Below are 16,319 nucleotides of genomic sequence, written 5' to 3' on the forward strand. Positions count from 1 at the left end.
GTGTCATATAGTGAAAAAATTAATAGCTGTTTTTTGCATCATGTTACTAGCTGTTTTCACATTTGCTGCTTGCAGTAGTAAAAAGGAAGGTACGAAAGAACAAACGCAAAACATTCGCATCGGCGAAGTTACCCATTCTCTCTTCTACGCCCCGTTATATGTCGGGATTGAAAAAGGATTTTTTAAAGATGAAGGATTAAATATTGACCTCCAAACAACAGCTGGCGGAGATAAAACGATGACCGCCCTATTATCTGGCGGAATTGATATTGCTCTCGTCGGTTCTGAAACGTCTATTTACGTTCATCAACAAGGTGCAAAAGACCCTGTCATTAACTTCGCACAACTTACACAAACAGACGGAACATTTTTAGTTTCGCGTAAAAAATTAGACACTTTTAATTGGAATGATGTAAAAGGTGTTACGTTTTTAGGACAGCGTAAAGGCGGCATGCCGCAAATGGTTGGAGAATACGTTTTAAAGAAAAATGGCATTGATCCTCACAAAGATACAAACTTAATTCAAAACATCGAATTTGCTAACATTGCAAGTGCCTTTGCATCTGGTACTGGGGAATTTGTACAGCTCTTTGAACCGACTGCAAGTATATTTGAAAAAGAAGGAAAAGGATTTATCGTCGCTTCGTTCGGAAATGAATCTGGAACTGTTCCGTATACAACGTTCATGGCAAAAGAAAGCTTCTTAAAGAAAGATAAAGATGCTGCTGAAAAGTTCACACGCGCGCTCTATAAATCACAACAATGGGTTGATACACATAGTCCAGAAGAGATTGCTGATGCCGTTTCTCCGTTATTTAAAGACACTTCAAAGGACATTACAGTAAAAGTAATTGAACGTTATAAAAAACAACATTCTTATGCGACAAATCCGCTATTAGATGCTGAAGAATGGAAACAGCTCCAAACGATTATGAAAGAAGCTGGCGAATTACAAAAAGAAGTTCCACATGAAGCGCTCGTCAATACAAAAATTGCCGAAAGCGTTATTAAGAAATAGAGGCGAAGTGTATGAGTTTTTTACAAATACGTAACGTTTCTCACTGCTTTTTCGCAAAAGAGAATGCTAAATTGATTCTCGAAGACATGAGTTTACAAGTGGAAGAAGGCGAATTTATTTCTATACTCGGTCCAAGTGGTTGCGGCAAAACAACACTCCTCTCCATTATTGCCGGGTTACTTGATCCTATTGAAGGTATCGTCTTTTTAGATGGTGAGCCCATTACAACGAAAACTGCATCTATGGGATATATGTTGCAGCAAGATTACTTGTTTCCTTGGAAAACAATCGAAGAAAACATCATGCTTGGGCTTCATACGCGAAAGATTTACGATGAACAGACGAAAGAACACACTTTAAAGCTTTTAAAACAAGTCGGTCTACATGATGTAGAAGAGCAATACCCTCGTGAACTGTCCGGCGGTATGCGTCAACGTGCCGCTCTCGTTCGGACGTTAGCGACCGATCCGAAAATTTTATTGCTAGATGAACCTTTTTCCGCTCTCGATTATCAAACGAAGTTGAAACTAGAAGATCTCGTCTTCACATTATTACGTAACTATAAAAAAACATCACTACTCGTGACACATGATATTGAAGAAGCCATTGCGATGAGTGATCGTATTTATTTACTACAAGCGAACCCTGGAAAAATCGCAAAAATATTTATCGTCCCAGAAAGCATCCGTTCCTTATCACCGTTAGAATCACGCCACCACCATGACTTCCCAAACCTCTTCCAAGATATATGGAAGGAGCTGGAGCGCCTTGGATAATATAAAGCAACTGCATGAACAGTTTCGGAAGAAAGAACGTAGGCGCGCATGGTTAGCACGCTCACTGCAGCTTTTACTACTCATTCTTTTCTTTGCACTATGGGAAATAGCTAGCAAAAAAGAGTGGATTGATCCTTTACTCTTTAGCTCTCCTTCAAGCATTTGGGATCTCTTCCTTAGTAAATGGATTGACGGTTCGCTTTGGGTTCACATATGGACGACATTACTTGAAACAGGAGTAGGCTTCATTCTTGGAACAGTGCTCGGCGCTATTATCGCTACTTTTCTTTGGTGGATGCCACTTCTCGCTCGCGTGCTCGACCCCTATCTCGTCGTCCTAAACGCCATGCCAAAAGTGGCACTTGGACCCATTATTATTGTAATCTTCGGTCCAAATATTTCTTCGTCGATTGCAATGGGGGTAATCATTTCCATCATCATTACCATTCTCGTTATTTACAGCGCATTTCAAGAAGTCGATTCTAACTATATAAAAGTGATGGAAACCTTTGGCGCAAATAAATGGCAATGTTATAAGCAAGTCGTTCTCCCTGCATCCTTCCCAGCAATTATTTCAACGTTAAAAGTGAACGTTGGTTTATCATGGGTCGGTGTTATATTCGGCGAACTTCTCGTCTCTAAACAAGGTCTTGGCTACTTAATTAGCTACGGATTCCAAGTGTTTAATTTCACGCTCGTCTTACTGAGCGTACTACTCACCTGCGTCCTCGCAACACTTATGTATGTGTTTGTTGAGGCATTTGAAAAACTTTTAATTGGAAAACGAAAAAGAAGCTGACTTAGGACGATAGACTATAGTCAGCTTCTTTCTTTACCTTTTATCACACATCTTTGTTTCATTTGTAACGTTTCCATCCGCAACCGTAACTGTATGGAAACAATCTTTCACACGTACTGTAACGACATTTTCTTTTCGATCTATTACATGATAATCATCATACTTTTTATTTAATGCACTACGAATTTGCTCTCCTTCAAAAATCGGAAAACCGTGAGACATTACCCAAATGAGACCAGCAACCGCAAGAATCGTTTTCATACGTTTCATTACCTCCTTGAGAGTAAACTTATAGTCCCTACAATATGCGCATTATAATTGTGTCTAATTTGTGACATTTTTATACTAATTCTCTTTTAAAGCTTCAGTTCCTTCTTCTTTTTTAAAAAAGACAGAATTTTCAATTTTATCAACATAAAAAACGCAAAGAACTAAAATTCTTTACGTTTTCTTGGCTAAAATATATACCTTTCATTATTGTCCGCTTTGTTGTTCTATCGTTTTTGAGATATCATCTAATCCCGACAACACTTCCGCTCTCATTTTTACAAGCTCAGGGAACTGATAGAAGAACGCAATTTTTTTATACTTTAACTCCGATCCTTCTTTCACCTTTTTTGAATCTTGCAACATAAATGCTGTAAACGTATCTGCAATATCTTCCGCTACATTTGTCGTTCCATACTGTGATACAAACTCCTCATGCTTTTCTTTAAAAGATTCAATTTGAGTTTCTTCACTTTCTTCCACTTTCTTTTCTGTCCACTCCTGCTCAATGTCCTTCCAGAAAGAGTTATAAAATTGATAAATATAAGATTTTCCCTTCGCACATCCCTCTTGTAAGAAAAGTGTTTCACAGTTATTTCGGTACGTTGAAATATCTTTATCTTCTTCAAAATCCTTTACATACTTTTCATCTACTGGTATTTGCTTATGCCCGAGCGTCAACACGTGAGCCGTCTCATGAATTAATGTTTTCATCACTTCATCGATATTTACCGCAGAATCAAGCGTATCTAAGCTAAGAATCCAATCTTTCGGATTCTCCATACTAGGCATAACGTGGGCAACAACGCCGTCATAACCGTCCGTTATTAAATCAAATTCTGTTATATTCCCGCGATATTTAGCTGGAATGAGAGTACGGTACATATCCCATAAGTCTTCATGATACCCTCTATCTTGACGCTGTTGTAGCACCTCTTCTTTCGCTTCTTTATCTTCAGCGAATACTTTATTTAAACGTTTTCGTTCTATTTTTTCAAAATAAGGATCTACAATTTCATCACCATCAATATAATAAGAAGCTAAAAAGAAATAATTTTCGTCATCCTCTTTTTTCTGCTCTGCCCCTTTCATATCCGCATTTTCATGCTCTTCTATATCATAATCTTCTACTGCTTCAAGCTCAGATAATCCATCTATTTTTTCATATACTTTTTGAAGTTTATTATCTCCTATTTCCACGCATTCTTCTTCTGTTTTACAAACTTCTTTTTCCTTCACACTCTTCATAGAACTATCGCATCCTGCTATTAAACCAATTGCGACGATACCCCCTACTAACTTGCCATACAGTTCCTTCATATAAACCTCCGTCGTTCCATTCTACAAAAATATCATAATCATTTTTTAACGAATATGCGATAATTAATTATACAAACTGTAAGGAGGTTTCCCATGATTCGAGCAGTCTTATTCGACTTAGATGGAACACTATTAGATCGGCGCCAATCTCTAGAACAATTTATTCATGATCAATATAATCGCTTTGCCTCTCACTTAATGAACATAGAAAAATCAGAGTATTATTCTCGATTTCTTGAGCTAGATAATAATGGCTATACGTGGAAGGATAAAGTATATGCTACTCTCCTTTGCGAATACAACATTACCACTTTAACACCAGAGCAACTGCTGCACGACTACATTACAAATTTTCAACATCATTGTATCCCTTTCCAAAATATGCATGAATTACTCCAACGTTTAACACAGCAAAATATTAAAATTGGCATTATTACAAACGGCTTTACTGACTTTCAAATGAACAATCTTCGTGCACTAAACATACATACGTATACAAATACAATTCTCGTTTCAGAAGCGGAAGGGATTAAAAAACCACATCCTGAAATTTTCGAACGAGCTTTGCAAAAGCTAGACGTTAAGGCCGCAGAGTGTCTTTACGTTGGAGATCATCCAGAAAACGATGTGCTTGGTTCTGAACGAGTAGGGATTCTTGGTGTGTGGAAGAGAGATTTGTTTTGGAGTGACTTTGAACATCCACGTGTAGTGAATGATTTGTTGGAGGTGCTTTCGTTTGTAGAGATAGAGCTGAAAACAAAATAATAGTAAATAAATTACATCAGCGATTTTTGCAATATATCGACTTACCGAAAAAAAGTGACAACAACAAGAGGAGGTCGCTACTCTAGCGCCTCCCCTTCCTTTATTATTCATATACTGTAAACTGCGGTTTACTCGGATGATCTTTAACTTGCGCATCCTCTGGAAACTTTGATACTTTTTGATATAGGGCAATGTCACCTATACAACCTGCTGTTAGTAAAATCCCTAAAAATGAGATGGATTGCACGTTCGTAGCTAACCCAATTACAATTGGCAAAATTCCAGTTGGTAAAAACGGCAGCATTAACACTTTCTTCATTTGTTTTACTGTAATCGCCTGTTTAGAATGAGCATATGCAACACCTAATTTCCAATTAACACCCCATTTCAGTTCACTCCACGGCACACCACCGATATAGCGAAACCCTATTAAATGTATCGCTTCATGAATACAAACAAGAACAATCATTGCGATAATAAAAAGAAACAGGGTTGGTAACGTAATTTCAATTTGAAACCCGCCTGAAAGAAGGGAATGTAAAAAACTAACTCCAATCGCCAGAGCGAATGCTATACAACATGAATAGAAATTTAATTTAACCATCGAAACAGTAACAGTCGTTTCTTTACTTTTATCCATCTTCCCCCTCCTAAAATGTAAATATTTCTTTACAAAATTGTATAATATACCCAAAATGATGTAAATATATATTTACATTTATTCTTGCACACAAAAAAAGAAACCGGCCACTTTACTTCGTAAAACAGCCGATTTCTTCTATATGTTTCATCGTGCGCGCCAATACATCGTCACGCATTATAAAGCTAAATTTTCTATCCGTTTTAATATTGTCAGGAATGTCTGTTAATAAAACAGATCCTTTCGTTTCTTCGTAATGCGTATGTTCTTCTACCGCACTAATTGTTGCAAAATAAATGTTTTTAATGATTATTTTGTCTTTTCCAGATACTTTATATTGTCCTAAGTAAGTTAAATCAGAAACTATGCCGCCAGTTTCTTCATGAACCTCTCGAACTGCCGCTTCTTCCGGTGTTTCCCCTAATTCTACTTTACCACCTGGAAATTCAAGACCGCGACGTAAATGATGCGTTAATAACCATTGATCCCCGTACCGGCATACAACCCAAACATGCTTTGGCTCAGGAGAAAATGGATAACGTTCAAACGATAATTGTACAGTGTTGTGGTAATAATCTTTAAATTTGTACATGCCATTACTCCCCTATTGATGGTTACAAGTTTTTCCTACCACAAATTGTAGCATATTCTCGCTTTTCTGCATAATATTATCCAATTACAATCCATTGATTATTCCCATTTGCGCGACTAATTCTTTCGTCTCATGATTTCCTAAATCGTAAATCATTTTATATGCTTTTTGTAGTTGTTCATCATATCGGTCATTATTCGAATCGTGATGATACTCAACAAATGGAACGTGAGAACGTACAAATGAACCTAAATCCTCTACATATGCTTGATCAAAGTACTCTCTTAACTCCGTAATTTCCTCATCACTTGCGGAAATCTCAAAATTATACGTATCCGCCGTCTTCACTTGTGAAATTTGACCGTTTCCTATTGATATATAATATGTTTTTTTCGTCTCCATGTAACACCCTTCTTTCATCCTTTTAATTTCTATTGTTTTCATCAATTACAAAATTATGTAAAATAAAGAAAAGGAGGGATTCCATGTTCAAAATATTAATTATCGGTATTATAATCGTCCTAGTCATACTAGTACTCTCCGTCATGACGATTAATAAAGGCTACGCCTATAAACATTCTGTTGATAAACCAGAAGATAACCCTTATACAAAAAACAGCAAGAAGAATTCATAATACACTTCATATACTACTTATTTTAGCCCACATCATATTCAGTATTCGTTTACTGTCAGGTCAACATAACTTTCTACCACTTTCACAATCTCTATTAGGAGTTTTACTGCTTCTTATTACCATTGAACAAATAAGGAAAAAGGATTCAGGAACTAGATTTATTTGTATTGTTGCAGGTGCTTTCATTTAGATTGTTCTCATCATTACCTACATAAACTAGAAGGAGGGCTTTTATGTTAAAAGGCGTTCGAATTACTTTTGCACTTATCGCCTTATCTATAGCAATCTATGGATTTATTAGTGGTAACAGAGACATTATGCCTTACATGTTCATTTTCTTAGGGGCTATGGCTTTCACTATAGGTTTAGAGGAAATAAAAAAACAGAAACAATCTAGCAGCATACTTGCTTTCATGGCTGGAGCTGGTGCTTTACTGCTTGGCTTCTCACAGATATTCCGGTAAATCATCTATTTAAAAGGTGGAGATTTGTATGCTAAAAACATTACGAATTGTATCGGCTCTTATCGTCATCGTTCTCGCTCTATCCGTAATATTTACAAACGCACTTGTTACAATGCCTTATATGCTCATCGCCTTATCTGTTATGACCTTCATCATGAGCGCAGAAGAAAAATAGAAACAAAAGAAAGTACATAGTACACTCTCCTTCCTTGCTGGCGTATTCACTTTAATCGTTGCTATTATAATTTTTGTCTCTCAATAACTATCTTTCCACTAGGAGGTTAAAATGCATATAAGAAAATTACAGCTAACCATCGTTTTTATTACTTTGATCTTATGTTTATACAGCACATTTACAATGAACTTTCAAACCTTTTCACCTATCATTTTGTTCCTCTTTAGTTTATATGGCATTTTAGTAGGAATTGAGACGATTCAAAAACAACAAAAACAAATTGGAGCTATTAGCATCGGTTTAAGTCTTTTTACGATTGTTTTTATTATTCCATTTATAATGTTCTTTTAAAGGAGGATTATATGTTTAAAAACATTCGAATTATAATAGCTACTATCGCACTTATTCTCGCCCTATTTAGCTTCTTCGCAAACCTCTCTATGCTTTTACCATACGTTTTTATCCTTTTGAGTATTATGTTTATCCTTTTTGGAATCGATGAAATAAAAGAGCGGCAAAAAGCAAAAGCATTTGTTTATTTTCTCGGTTCTGCCTTTATTTTATATGTTGGGGTGTCTAGTATACTTTCATAAAAAAGAGGCCGTCCAACACATATTTTAGACGGCCTCTTCTTTATATTTGATTCATACTATTGTCAGTTTTTATCGGTAAGTCGATATATTCGAAAAATCGTTGATATATTTCAAGTTGTGGTCGATATAATTCCATTTATCATCGTGCTACAAAAAAACTGCCCTTTCACAGGCAGTTTTTCTTTCTATCCAAATACTTTCTCAAGTTCATCTTTATCTTGGCTTAACCAGAAGTTCATTAAGCGTTGTGCTCCTTCTAAGTCGTGAAGCTTCGCTTGGCCACATTGTGTTTCATTTGCAGCTGGAATTTCTGTAATTTGAACCGCATCTTTTAATGTTAGTTCTAATAAATCAATAATTTCTCGAACTGTTGGTGTTCCGCTTACTACAAGATAATATCCTGTTTGGCAGCCCATTGGTGAAATATCGATAATATCAAAATGCGGATAACGATCAATATATTTACGTAAATTGAATGCTAATAAATGTTCTAACGTATGAATAACATCTGGTTTCATTGCTTGTTTATTCGGTTGGCAAAAACGAATATCGAATTTATTTACAATACCGTCACTACCTACGTTGTGAACTCCGCAATGTCTTACATAAGGCGCCTTTACAATCGTATGATCTAATTCAAAGCTTTCTACTGATGGCATACAACATCTCTCCCGCTTTTAATTTAATTCCGTTATATCCAATATGATATAACGGAAATCGACATTAGTAAAGTATTATGTACAGTCGTGCTATAATACTTTAAGACTATGCTGAAAAGGAGACCATTATGAAACAGATTTTTATTGGGATTATACGCTTTTATCAAAAATTCATTTCTCCAATGACACCACCAACATGCCGCTTTTATCCAACTTGTTCTCATTACGGATTAGAAGCATTTCAAAAACATGGTGCTCTGAAAGGATTTTGGCTTACATGCAAGCGTATATTAAAATGTCACCCTTTCCACCCGGGAGGATTTGATCCTGTCCCAGATAAAAAGGATGACAAAGTAAATTCTTAATTATCGTAGCCATTCACAACTAAATCTAACTTTCCTGTATCAGGATCTATAACAAGACCGTGAACAGGTACTTCTTCAGGAAGTAACGGATGGTTGCGAAGTATTGATACGCTATGTTCTACACTTTCTTCTACACTAGAGAATCCTTGTAGGAATCTTTCTAAATCGATTCCAGAATAACGAAGTGTATCTAATTTCTCTTCTGTTATACCGCGCTCTTTCATCTTCTCAATTGTACTGCTTGCTTGAATTTTTGCCATACCACAATCATGGTGACCAACTACACAAACTTCATCAGCACCAAGCTCATATACAGCAACTAAAATACTACGCATAATACTTCCAAACGGATGTGAAATAACAGCGCCTGCTACTTTAATAATTTTCACATCACCGTTACGCATATTCATCGCTTTCGGTAATAATTCGACAAGACGAGTATCCATACAAGAGATAATTACCATCTTTTTGTTTGGAAATTTACCTGTTTCGTACTCTTCGTATTTTTTTTCTTCAACGAATTTTTCATTGTATTGTAAAATCTCTTCTAATGACTTCATAGTAAAGAACCCTCTTTTCTCTCATTTACATTACTTATATAGTGTACCAAAATTTAAAAAACTCAAAAAGGATATTGCTTTATAGTAAAAATAAGATATTTTCAGATAACCGACATAATTCTTTCAAAATATACACACACCTTTGTAACAAGTCCCCCCTATTTAAAACGTATTTTCACTATAAACTGATTGTAGATAATGTAAAAAAGGAGTGAATATTCATTATGTCCGACGTTCTGTTACTGAGTCGTTTTCAATTTGCAATTACTATTTTTTATCACTTTTTATTTGTACCTTTGACAATCGGACTTGTTATTTTAGTAGCATGTATGGAAACTCAATACGCCCGCACATTGAATCCAACATACCGCAAAATGGCAAATTTCTGGGGTAAATTATTTACAATTAACTTCGTAATGGGGATTATAACCGGGATTACGATGGAGTTCCAATTTGGAACAAACTGGTCTGAGTACTCCAAATATATGGGAGATATTTTTGGATCACCTCTCGCAATCGAAGCACTCGTTGCCTTCTTCTTAGAATCTACTTTCATGGGAATATGGTTATTCGGTAAAGACAAAATTTCACCAAAGTTCCGTGCCTTCTGTATGTGGATGGTTGCACTTGGAACAAATATTTCCGCCCTTTGGATTATTACAGCAAACGGCTTTATGCAAAACCCAGTTGGCTACGTCGTACGTAACGGCCGCGCTGAATTAAATGATTTCTGGGCACTTGTTACAAATCCATATGCGTGGAACATGTTCTTCCATACGGTAATTAGTTGTTATATCGTTGGTGCTTTCTTCGTTATGGCAATTAGTGCCTATCATTTATTACGTAAAAACGAAGTTGAATTCTTCAAAAAATCATTTAAGTTTGGTTTAATGTTAGGTTTATTCGCTGCAACTGTTACACCGTTTATGGGGCATCAGTCTGGTGTATCAGCAGCTAAATACCAGCCAGCTAAAGGTGCTGCGATGGAAGCTGTTTGGGAAACTGGAAAAGGACAAGGATTCTCGATTGTTCAAATTCCTGATGTAAAAAACGAAAAAAACTTTGAATTCCTTACTATTCCGAAACTAGGAAGCTTCTTCTACACAAACTCATTTGATGGCGAAATTGTTGGTTTAAAAGATATCCCGAAAGATGAACGTCCAAATGTTAACCTCGTGTACTATAGCTTCCGCTTAATGGTTGCACTTGGTATGTTCTTTATGGCATTAACTTGGTACGGTTTCTACTTAAACCGAAAAGGAAAACTAGAAAACTCAAAACGTTATTTAAAAATCACAATGTGGTCTGTTTTACTACCATATATCGCAATTAACGCTGGGTGGATTGTTGCCGAAGTAGGTCGTCAACCATGGACAGTATATAAACTGATGCGTACAGCGGAATCTGTATCACCTATATCTGTTCCACAAATTTGGTTCTCCTTAATTAGTTTAATCTTGTTCTACACATTACTTTTAATCGCAGATGTATACTTAATGCTAAAGTTCGCGAAAAAAGGACCTGCTGCATTAGAAGAGCCTGCTACTGAAGGAGGTGCGGCTCATGTCTCATGATATGCTCGCAATCATCTGGTTTGGTTTATGGGGCGTAATTTGGACAGTTTACTTCATTCTTGATGGCTACGCACTCGGTAACGGGATGATTTTCCCATTCGTTGCGAAAGACCGACAAGAACGAAATCAATTACAAGAAGCAATCGGCCCATTCTGGGGTGGTAATGAAGTATGGTTAATTACAGCTGGTGGCGCAACATTTGCTGCCTTTCCAGTCACATATGCAAATATGTTTAGTTATTTATATACACCACTATTTTTAGTATTACTTGCACTGTTTGCTCGTGCTGCCGGACTTGAATTTATGCATAAAGACGATTCACCAATTTGGCAAAAAACTTGTAAATGGGCATTTACAATTGGTAGTTTCCTAATCGCCTTCTTATTCGGTGTTACATTCGCTAACCTTTATTACGGACTACAAATCGGAAAAAATGGGTACGAAGGAAATTTACTTAGCTTACTAAATCATTATGGTATTTTAGGAGGTCTGTTCTTCACTGCTATATTCGTCGTATCTGGTGCCCTTTGGGTTATGATTAAAACGACTGGTGAAGTATCGGATCGTGCTTATAAAATCGCAAGACCATTTTCAATGGCAGCTGCTATCATTTTAGCTATCTTCTATGTAGCAACTGCAAATCGTACAAATTTATTCCAAAACTTCACAGAATATCCGGTACTATTCATTCTTCCGGTACTTGCCATGTTAATGAGTGTACTCGCACTTATTATGGTGTACAAACATAAAATCGGTCTTGCATTCACATTCGTTTGCTTAACAATCGCAATGTTTATGACAACTGGCTTTGCAGGTATGTTCCCAAGAATGTTACCGTCACGTATTAACGACGCATATAGCACAACGTTATACAACGCAGCAGGTAGTCAATTAAATTTAAAAATTATGTTCTTCGTGGCAATGGTTATGGTACCGATTGTTATTGGATATCAACTTTGGAGCTACAGTATCTTTAAAAATAAAATTCATAAAGACTCTGCTAAAGGGTATCACTAAAATGAAAAAAGACACTTCGTTTGAAGTGTCTTTTTTGTACGTATGATTTTTGATAAGATGTTATATTTCCAATCTAACAACTATAATACAGAAGAATCATTAACAGCTCACAGCTAGATTGTAGCACAGGGCAAGTTCATCATTTTATGCAATTTTACATATTTATCTATAAAGTAAACTGTATTCCTTGATCGTTCACATCGCTATCCGTTACATCTGCTGTACTAATACCACTAAATGTTTGTACTTTTTTTCCTGTATTCGATGATCCTGAACCATTATAAGCTTTCGTTTTTTCAATCGGCTGCACGTTATATTTATCTCCTAAATTAATCGTTCCGTTACAGTTTTCAATAATAACGCCTTCCACAACTGACGGCATTTTGTCACCTACTTTCATTTCCTTACTTTTATTTTATGAGAATCGCCTAAAGAAATAGCATGTTTCCATAAGAAAAAGCACTCAGGGTGAGTGCTTTTTTTTATTTACCGCTCTTCTCTCTCTCACAAGCAATTCCATCGCCATCACGATCTAAATGCTTACCGTAGTATGGACTATCTCTTGTAATATCATAAAATCCAGCATCGTTTGCTTCTTTACAATTAGCAAAGCGCTTTGGCTCTTGATTCGCGCCTGGTCTTTCCTCATATGGTAATGTCGCATTATATAAGAACTGTACATATTGTTCACGAGTTACATTCATCTTAGGTGAAAACATATTATCACCTGTTCCAGCAGCAATTTTATTAGATTGTACAGCGCTAATCGCTTTATTCGACCATGATTTTCTATCTACATCTACAAATGTATGCTCTGATTTTGCCACTAATTTATATGCATTTGTTAACACTTGAGCCATTTCTTCACGAGTCAAAGAAGCTTTTGGTCTAAAGTTCCCTTTTTCATCCCCTGCAAAAATCCCCATTTCTGTTAATGCTAAAATTTCCTTTTTAAAATTTGTTGAATGATCATTAATATCATTATACGGATTATTGTAATTCTCTTTCGATTCCGGCTTTAGCTGAAGATACATAAGTCTAGCAACTTGCTCACGAGTCACATCATCACCAAACCCAAAAATTCCATTTCCGTACCCACTAACGATATTTTTACTTGTTAAATCTAAAATTGCTTTATAAGACCAATGCCCTGTTGGAACATCTTTGAAGATAATACTTGCTTGTGCCGTTCCAATAGATGTAAAGGCAGTTGTTACGACAATTGCGCCTGTTAAAAATATTTTCTTTAAATTCATTCTAAGATCCCCTTTTACTTTTCTTAATAACCATTTAACATAATAACAAATTATAAGAATACAATTTGTCATATCATGTCGAACACAAAAAAGAATCCTGCTGGATTCTTTTTTGCTAAGCATGAATGGCAATTTTGGAGACAGTTGACTTCTTCAAAAATTTATTAGGGGTAATATTTTGAAAAAGAAAGCCTTTCATATGTAGGTTAACACCACTGGAATATATAGTAAATTGATAATATTTATACGGAAGATTGCTAATGTTTAGTATAGATACTTTCCACTATATCAACAGTGAAAAGTATCTACATGAAACAACAAAAAGGTGCCTTCAAAGAGGGCACCTTTCATAAACAGACGCTATAAAACAGAATTATTTATTGTTATACGATTGTTAGATACAAAAAGTAGAGGGAAATGTTTGTAAGAAATTCTGCTTTATATAGTCTGCCTACCACTTATATTTTAATCCTCTTCACTTGAAAATAAATATAATATGCATAATTACATATCAAAAAGAAAAGACACTCCATAGAGTGCCCTTTCAACCATTTTACTTCTAATAAATCACCTTACATACATTTTAACATATGTATCCATACATTTTATTGAGAAAATTCGGAATCATTTTTCCTTTCATTTTCAATTATAAAATCATGTAATATAGAAGGTATGTCAAATTATTATACAAATTGAGGTGTACTATATTTATGTATTTCGGAATTATTCCTCTTATATTGTTTATTATTTTTCTTATCTCATATTTAAAAGATCCACGAAAAATAATAAATGGCTTTTTATTTAATGCCTTTTTCTGTTCATTTCTATTATTTTGCGCTATAGCCTCATATGAGTCTGGTAGTAACTCTTTACATTTTATCGTTATTATTCCCATGTTAGCGCTAATTGTAATGATACCTTTTGCTATAGTCGCTTTAATGTTTGGACTATTTCTTAATGCAAAAATTTTAATGCAACGTGAAGGAAGACGCTTCACAAACTCTTTAACTTTAATTGCTGCTTTAGGGATTTTATTCTTTATTATGCTCGCTATCATAAATCCAGCAAATTTATTCTCAGAGCATTTTCAATTTATTTTTACTGCGATTTCGCTTATAACTATGTATTTCTTTGTACATTTGTCTAACTTCTTAAGCGCATATTTTTTATATCAATTCAATAGACCAAGACGTAATCAAGATTTCATCATCGTTCTTGGTAGTGGCTTAATTAATGATAAAGTACCACCTTTACTTGCAAGTCGTATTAATAAAGCAATCGACTTTTATTGGAAACAAGCCTCTGTAAATACACCACCAACAATCATTTTCTCTGGTGGACAAGGTCCAGATGAAGGTCTTCCTGAAGCAGAAGCAATGCAAAAATATGCTGTTGAAAAAGGAATTCCGTTTGAACATACAGTACAGGAAAATCGCTCTGTCAACACATATCAAAACATGTCGTTCTCTAAAGAAATTATGGATTCTTTAAAACCAGAAGGTAAGTATAGAAGTATCTTTACAACGAACAACTTCCATCTTTTCCGCGCTGGTATATATGCAAGACAAGCTGGTCTTAATAGCCAGGGAATTGGATCAAAAACAGCATTTTATTACTGGCCTAACGCAATGATTCGTGAATATGTCGCAATTGTTGTAATAGGACGTAAGCGCCATATGAAAGTGTGCGGGACTATTTTAGGTTTCGCTTTATTCCTAACAGTCCTTAGTTTTATTGTTTCTTAACATTCTCCCATCCTTTCATAAGGATGGGATTTCTTATACTTATTTCAAAAATATTTTAAAGATAATATGGTGATAATATTCCCTGCATACATCCATTAAAGGAGAAATTTTTCAAATTAAATGTTAAAATGAAATTTAGGTGTGAATTACGTAACAAATAAGAAACTAGTTTGAAACGAGGAAATTACATGGAGAAAATTATCAAAAACAAGCCCAATAAGCTAAAAATCGCTTCAAAAGCTTTGATGATTATTATTGGGGCATTTATCACAGCATACGGATTAGAAGCGGTATTAATTCCAAATAACGTATCAGACGGTGGTGTGACTGGTTTAAGTATCGTTAGTTCAAGATTATTTGGATTGCCATTAGGAGCTCTAATCGCAGTTATTAACATTCCTTTCGTTTGGTTAGGATATAAACAAATAGGTAAAAGCTTTGCAATTTATTCTATTATCGGGATTGCTTCATTAGCAATAGGTACCGTTGTTATGCACGGAATACCTACTATTATTGAAGGCGATACACTACTCGTTACAGTTGTTGGTGGTATTATTATCGGTTTCGGTATGGGACTAGCATTACGTAACGGTGGCGCATTAGATGGAATCGATATGCTAGCTGTATTACTTTCTCGTAAGTTACCTTTTGGAACAAGTGACCTTATTTTATTCTTAAACATGTTCGTATTTATTTTCGTATCAACAGTATTCGGTCTTCAAGGAGCTATCCTTTCGGCAATTGCTTACTTTATAGCTTCGAAAGTCATTCATATCGTTGAAGTTGGTTTAAGTGGTTCGAAAACATTTAAAATCATCACGAAAGAACCTGAATTAATGGTAGAAACAATTCGTGATCGTTTAGGCCGAAGCGCAACGTATAACGAAGTATACGGTGGTTATTCAAGAGAGAAATTTAAAGAAATTTCTTGTGTAATTAACCGTTTAGAAGAAAGTAAAATGAAGGATTTGATTAATGAAATCGATCCAAATGCCTTTATTACTGTTTATGACGTAGCAGAAGTAAAAGGCGGTAACTTTAAGAAACGTGATATTCATTAATCATTATGAATAAAGAGGGTGTGCCAACAATTTGGCA

Annotated in this window: 23 protein-coding genes and 1 pseudogene; 15 read left to right on the forward strand and 9 right to left on the reverse strand. The window is 35.4% G+C overall.

Features of this window, described 5'->3' with window-relative positions:
- The first annotated feature begins 10 nt into the window (after nt 1-10).
- The 3 genes from FS802_RS23915 to FS802_RS23925 are packed head-to-tail and all read left to right on the forward strand — an operon-like array spanning nt 11 to nt 2,593.
- Nucleotides 11-1,018 carry an ABC transporter substrate-binding protein gene (locus FS802_RS23915; protein WP_141546056.1) on the forward strand — a complete coding sequence of 336 codons (1,008 nt, stop codon included), beginning with the start codon at nt 11-13 and terminating at the stop codon, nt 1,016-1,018.
- An 11-nt stretch (nt 1,019-1,029) separates the two neighbouring features.
- Nucleotides 1,030-1,794, forward strand: a complete 765-nt coding sequence (locus tag FS802_RS23920; RefSeq protein ID WP_098654857.1) for an ABC transporter ATP-binding protein — start codon at nt 1,030-1,032, stop codon at nt 1,792-1,794.
- Entirely contained in the window at nt 1,787-2,593 is an 807-nt protein-coding gene (locus FS802_RS23925) for an ABC transporter permease (protein ID WP_098654856.1), read from the forward strand. Before FS802_RS23920 ends, FS802_RS23925 begins: the two co-directional genes overlap by 8 nt.
- A gap of 33 nt (nt 2,594-2,626) precedes the next feature.
- On the opposite strand, the gene FS802_RS23930 is transcribed toward FS802_RS23925, so the two are convergent.
- Both FS802_RS23930 and FS802_RS23935 read right to left on the reverse strand, forming a co-directional pair.
- Nucleotides 2,627-2,854 carry a hypothetical protein gene (locus FS802_RS23930; RefSeq protein ID WP_000849118.1) on the reverse strand — a complete coding sequence of 76 codons (228 nt, stop codon included), beginning with the start codon at nt 2,852-2,854 and terminating at the stop codon, nt 2,627-2,629.
- Nucleotides 2,855-3,067: 213 nt separating this feature from the next.
- On the reverse strand, nt 3,068-4,180 hold the full coding sequence (locus FS802_RS23935) for a recombinase family protein (RefSeq protein ID WP_144525517.1): 1,113 nt from the start codon (nt 4,178-4,180) through the stop codon (nt 3,068-3,070).
- 93 nt (nt 4,181-4,273) lie between these two features.
- Between FS802_RS23935 and FS802_RS23940 the strand changes: the two genes are divergently transcribed.
- Nucleotides 4,274-4,945 (forward strand): HAD family hydrolase, encoded by a 672-nt coding sequence (locus FS802_RS23940; protein WP_098098282.1) that lies wholly within the window; start codon nt 4,274-4,276, stop codon nt 4,943-4,945.
- Nucleotides 4,946-5,048: 103 nt separating this feature from the next.
- Here the strand turns inward: FS802_RS23940 and FS802_RS23945 are convergent, their stop codons facing one another.
- The 3 genes from FS802_RS23945 to FS802_RS23955 all read right to left on the reverse strand — a co-directional run bounded on the left by FS802_RS23945 (nt 5,049) and on the right by FS802_RS23955 (nt 6,579).
- Nucleotides 5,049-5,585, reverse strand: coding sequence for a DUF3267 domain-containing protein (locus FS802_RS23945; protein WP_098098284.1), 537 nt, complete (start codon nt 5,583-5,585; stop codon nt 5,049-5,051).
- Between the two features lie 112 nt (nt 5,586-5,697).
- Nucleotides 5,698-6,177 (reverse strand): antimutator 8-oxo-(dGTP/GTP)ase, encoded by a 480-nt coding sequence (mutTA, locus tag FS802_RS23950; RefSeq protein WP_000276386.1) that lies wholly within the window; start codon nt 6,175-6,177, stop codon nt 5,698-5,700.
- Between the two features lie 84 nt (nt 6,178-6,261).
- Nucleotides 6,262-6,579 (reverse strand): hypothetical protein, encoded by a 318-nt coding sequence (locus tag FS802_RS23955; RefSeq protein WP_000448410.1) that lies wholly within the window; start codon nt 6,577-6,579, stop codon nt 6,262-6,264.
- 83 nt (nt 6,580-6,662) lie between these two features.
- Between FS802_RS23955 and ytzI the strand changes: the two genes are divergently transcribed.
- From ytzI to FS802_RS23985, 6 genes and pseudogenes are all read left to right on the forward strand, one after another.
- Nucleotides 6,663-6,812: a YtzI protein gene (ytzI, locus tag FS802_RS23960; RefSeq protein ID WP_000472802.1), complete on the forward strand. Its 150-nt coding sequence runs from the start codon at nt 6,663-6,665 to the stop codon at nt 6,810-6,812.
- Nucleotides 6,805-7,002, forward strand: a complete 198-nt coding sequence (locus FS802_RS23965) for a DUF3953 domain-containing protein (protein WP_098096243.1) — start codon at nt 6,805-6,807, stop codon at nt 7,000-7,002. Before ytzI ends, FS802_RS23965 begins: the two co-directional genes overlap by 8 nt.
- A gap of 43 nt (nt 7,003-7,045) precedes the next feature.
- Nucleotides 7,046-7,276, forward strand: a complete 231-nt coding sequence (locus FS802_RS23970; RefSeq protein ID WP_144525518.1) for a YczI family protein — start codon at nt 7,046-7,048, stop codon at nt 7,274-7,276.
- A 28-nt stretch (nt 7,277-7,304) separates the two neighbouring features.
- A pseudogene (locus tag FS802_RS23975) lies at nt 7,305-7,538 on the forward strand (DUF3953 domain-containing protein).
- A gap of 24 nt (nt 7,539-7,562) precedes the next feature.
- On the forward strand, nt 7,563-7,802 hold the full coding sequence (locus FS802_RS23980; protein WP_000548100.1) for a hypothetical protein: 240 nt from the start codon (nt 7,563-7,565) through the stop codon (nt 7,800-7,802).
- A gap of 11 nt (nt 7,803-7,813) precedes the next feature.
- The gene (locus FS802_RS23985) at nt 7,814-8,044 is read left to right on the forward strand and encodes a YczI family protein (protein WP_000475806.1); all 231 of its coding nucleotides are present in this window, start codon (nt 7,814-7,816) and stop codon (nt 8,042-8,044) included.
- A gap of 185 nt (nt 8,045-8,229) precedes the next feature.
- Here FS802_RS23985 and luxS read toward each other — a convergent pair whose 3' ends face one another.
- Nucleotides 8,230-8,703 (reverse strand): S-ribosylhomocysteine lyase LuxS, encoded by a 474-nt coding sequence (gene luxS / locus FS802_RS23990; protein ID WP_001141371.1) that lies wholly within the window; start codon nt 8,701-8,703, stop codon nt 8,230-8,232.
- A 128-nt stretch (nt 8,704-8,831) separates the two neighbouring features.
- Here luxS and yidD point away from each other — a divergent pair, with 128 nt between their 5' ends.
- Nucleotides 8,832-9,068, forward strand: a complete 237-nt coding sequence (gene yidD / locus FS802_RS23995; RefSeq protein WP_000809334.1) for a membrane protein insertion efficiency factor YidD — start codon at nt 8,832-8,834, stop codon at nt 9,066-9,068.
- Here the strand turns inward: yidD and FS802_RS24000 are convergent.
- Nucleotides 9,065-9,628, reverse strand: coding sequence for a beta-class carbonic anhydrase (locus FS802_RS24000; protein WP_000838167.1), 564 nt, complete (start codon nt 9,626-9,628; stop codon nt 9,065-9,067). The two genes, yidD and FS802_RS24000, sit on opposite strands and share 4 nt — an antisense overlap.
- Before the next feature lie 224 nt (nt 9,629-9,852).
- Here FS802_RS24000 and cydA point away from each other — a divergent pair, with 224 nt between their 5' ends.
- Both cydA and cydB read left to right on the forward strand, forming a co-directional pair.
- Nucleotides 9,853-11,202 carry a cytochrome ubiquinol oxidase subunit I gene (gene cydA, locus FS802_RS24005; RefSeq protein WP_098654854.1) on the forward strand — a complete coding sequence of 450 codons (1,350 nt, stop codon included), beginning with the start codon at nt 9,853-9,855 and terminating at the stop codon, nt 11,200-11,202.
- Complete coding sequence (cydB, locus tag FS802_RS24010) at nt 11,192-12,220, forward strand: cytochrome d ubiquinol oxidase subunit II (protein WP_000017650.1); 1,029 nt, start codon at nt 11,192-11,194, stop codon at nt 12,218-12,220. The genes cydA and cydB overlap by 11 nt, the downstream gene beginning before the upstream one ends.
- 166 nt (nt 12,221-12,386) lie before the next feature.
- Here cydB and FS802_RS24015 read toward each other — a convergent pair whose 3' ends face one another.
- Together FS802_RS24015 and FS802_RS24020 are read right to left on the reverse strand one after the other, a co-directional pair.
- Nucleotides 12,387-12,620, reverse strand: coding sequence for a spore germination protein (locus tag FS802_RS24015; protein WP_141546055.1), 234 nt, complete (start codon nt 12,618-12,620; stop codon nt 12,387-12,389).
- An 82-nt stretch (nt 12,621-12,702) separates the two neighbouring features.
- On the reverse strand, nt 12,703-13,476 hold the full coding sequence (locus FS802_RS24020) for an S-layer homology domain-containing protein (RefSeq protein WP_001049554.1): 774 nt from the start codon (nt 13,474-13,476) through the stop codon (nt 12,703-12,705).
- 710 nt (nt 13,477-14,186) lie between these two features.
- Here FS802_RS24020 and FS802_RS24025 point away from each other — a divergent pair.
- Nucleotides 14,187-15,221 (forward strand): YdcF family protein, encoded by a 1,035-nt coding sequence (locus tag FS802_RS24025; protein ID WP_000273522.1) that lies wholly within the window; start codon nt 14,187-14,189, stop codon nt 15,219-15,221.
- 188 nt (nt 15,222-15,409) lie between these two features.
- Nucleotides 15,410-16,282 carry a YitT family protein gene (locus FS802_RS24030; RefSeq protein ID WP_000411242.1) on the forward strand — a complete coding sequence of 291 codons (873 nt, stop codon included), beginning with the start codon at nt 15,410-15,412 and terminating at the stop codon, nt 16,280-16,282.
- The last annotated feature ends 37 nt before the right edge of the window (nt 16,283-16,319 follow it).

This window comes from Bacillus sp. DE0042 (genome assembly GCF_007680225.1).
Classification (GTDB): domain Bacteria; phylum Bacillota; class Bacilli; order Bacillales; family Bacillaceae_G; genus Bacillus_A; species Bacillus_A wiedmannii.

Bases quoted from the DNA above. Each gene is read 5' to 3' on its own strand.
- FS802_RS24015 (WP_141546055.1), bottom strand. From the start codon at position 12,620: ATGAAAGTAGGTGACAAAATGCCGTCAGTTGTGGAAGGCGTTATTATT.
- FS802_RS23920 (WP_098654857.1), top strand. From the start codon at position 1,030: ATGAGTTTTTTACAAATACGTAACGTTTCTCACTGCTTTTTCGCAAAA.
- FS802_RS24025 (WP_000273522.1), top strand. From the start codon at position 14,187: ATGTATTTCGGAATTATTCCTCTTATATTGTTTATTATTTTTCTTATC.
- FS802_RS23980 (WP_000548100.1), top strand. From the start codon at position 7,563: ATGCATATAAGAAAATTACAGCTAACCATCGTTTTTATTACTTTGATC.
- FS802_RS24020 (WP_001049554.1), bottom strand. From the start codon at position 13,476: ATGAATTTAAAGAAAATATTTTTAACAGGCGCAATTGTCGTAACAACT.
- FS802_RS23945 (WP_098098284.1), bottom strand. From the start codon at position 5,585: ATGGATAAAAGTAAAGAAACGACTGTTACTGTTTCGATGGTTAAATTA.
- mutTA (WP_000276386.1), bottom strand. From the start codon at position 6,177: ATGTACAAATTTAAAGATTATTACCACAACACTGTACAATTATCGTTT.
- luxS (WP_001141371.1), bottom strand. From the start codon at position 8,703: ATGCCATCAGTAGAAAGCTTTGAATTAGATCATACGATTGTAAAGGCG.
- FS802_RS23930 (WP_000849118.1), bottom strand. From the start codon at position 2,854: ATGAAAACGATTCTTGCGGTTGCTGGTCTCATTTGGGTAATGTCTCAC.
- cydB (WP_000017650.1), top strand. From the start codon at position 11,192: ATGTCTCATGATATGCTCGCAATCATCTGGTTTGGTTTATGGGGCGTA.
- ytzI (WP_000472802.1), top strand. From the start codon at position 6,663: ATGTTCAAAATATTAATTATCGGTATTATAATCGTCCTAGTCATACTA.
- FS802_RS24000 (WP_000838167.1), bottom strand. From the start codon at position 9,628: ATGAAGTCATTAGAAGAGATTTTACAATACAATGAAAAATTCGTTGAA.
- FS802_RS23940 (WP_098098282.1), top strand. From the start codon at position 4,274: ATGATTCGAGCAGTCTTATTCGACTTAGATGGAACACTATTAGATCGG.
- cydA (WP_098654854.1), top strand. From the start codon at position 9,853: ATGTCCGACGTTCTGTTACTGAGTCGTTTTCAATTTGCAATTACTATT.
- FS802_RS23935 (WP_144525517.1), bottom strand. From the start codon at position 4,180: ATGAAGGAACTGTATGGCAAGTTAGTAGGGGGTATCGTCGCAATTGGT.
- FS802_RS24030 (WP_000411242.1), top strand. From the start codon at position 15,410: ATGGAGAAAATTATCAAAAACAAGCCCAATAAGCTAAAAATCGCTTCA.
- FS802_RS23970 (WP_144525518.1), top strand. From the start codon at position 7,046: ATGTTAAAAGGCGTTCGAATTACTTTTGCACTTATCGCCTTATCTATA.
- FS802_RS23985 (WP_000475806.1), top strand. From the start codon at position 7,814: ATGTTTAAAAACATTCGAATTATAATAGCTACTATCGCACTTATTCTC.
- yidD (WP_000809334.1), top strand. From the start codon at position 8,832: ATGAAACAGATTTTTATTGGGATTATACGCTTTTATCAAAAATTCATT.
- FS802_RS23955 (WP_000448410.1), bottom strand. From the start codon at position 6,579: ATGGAGACGAAAAAAACATATTATATATCAATAGGAAACGGTCAAATT.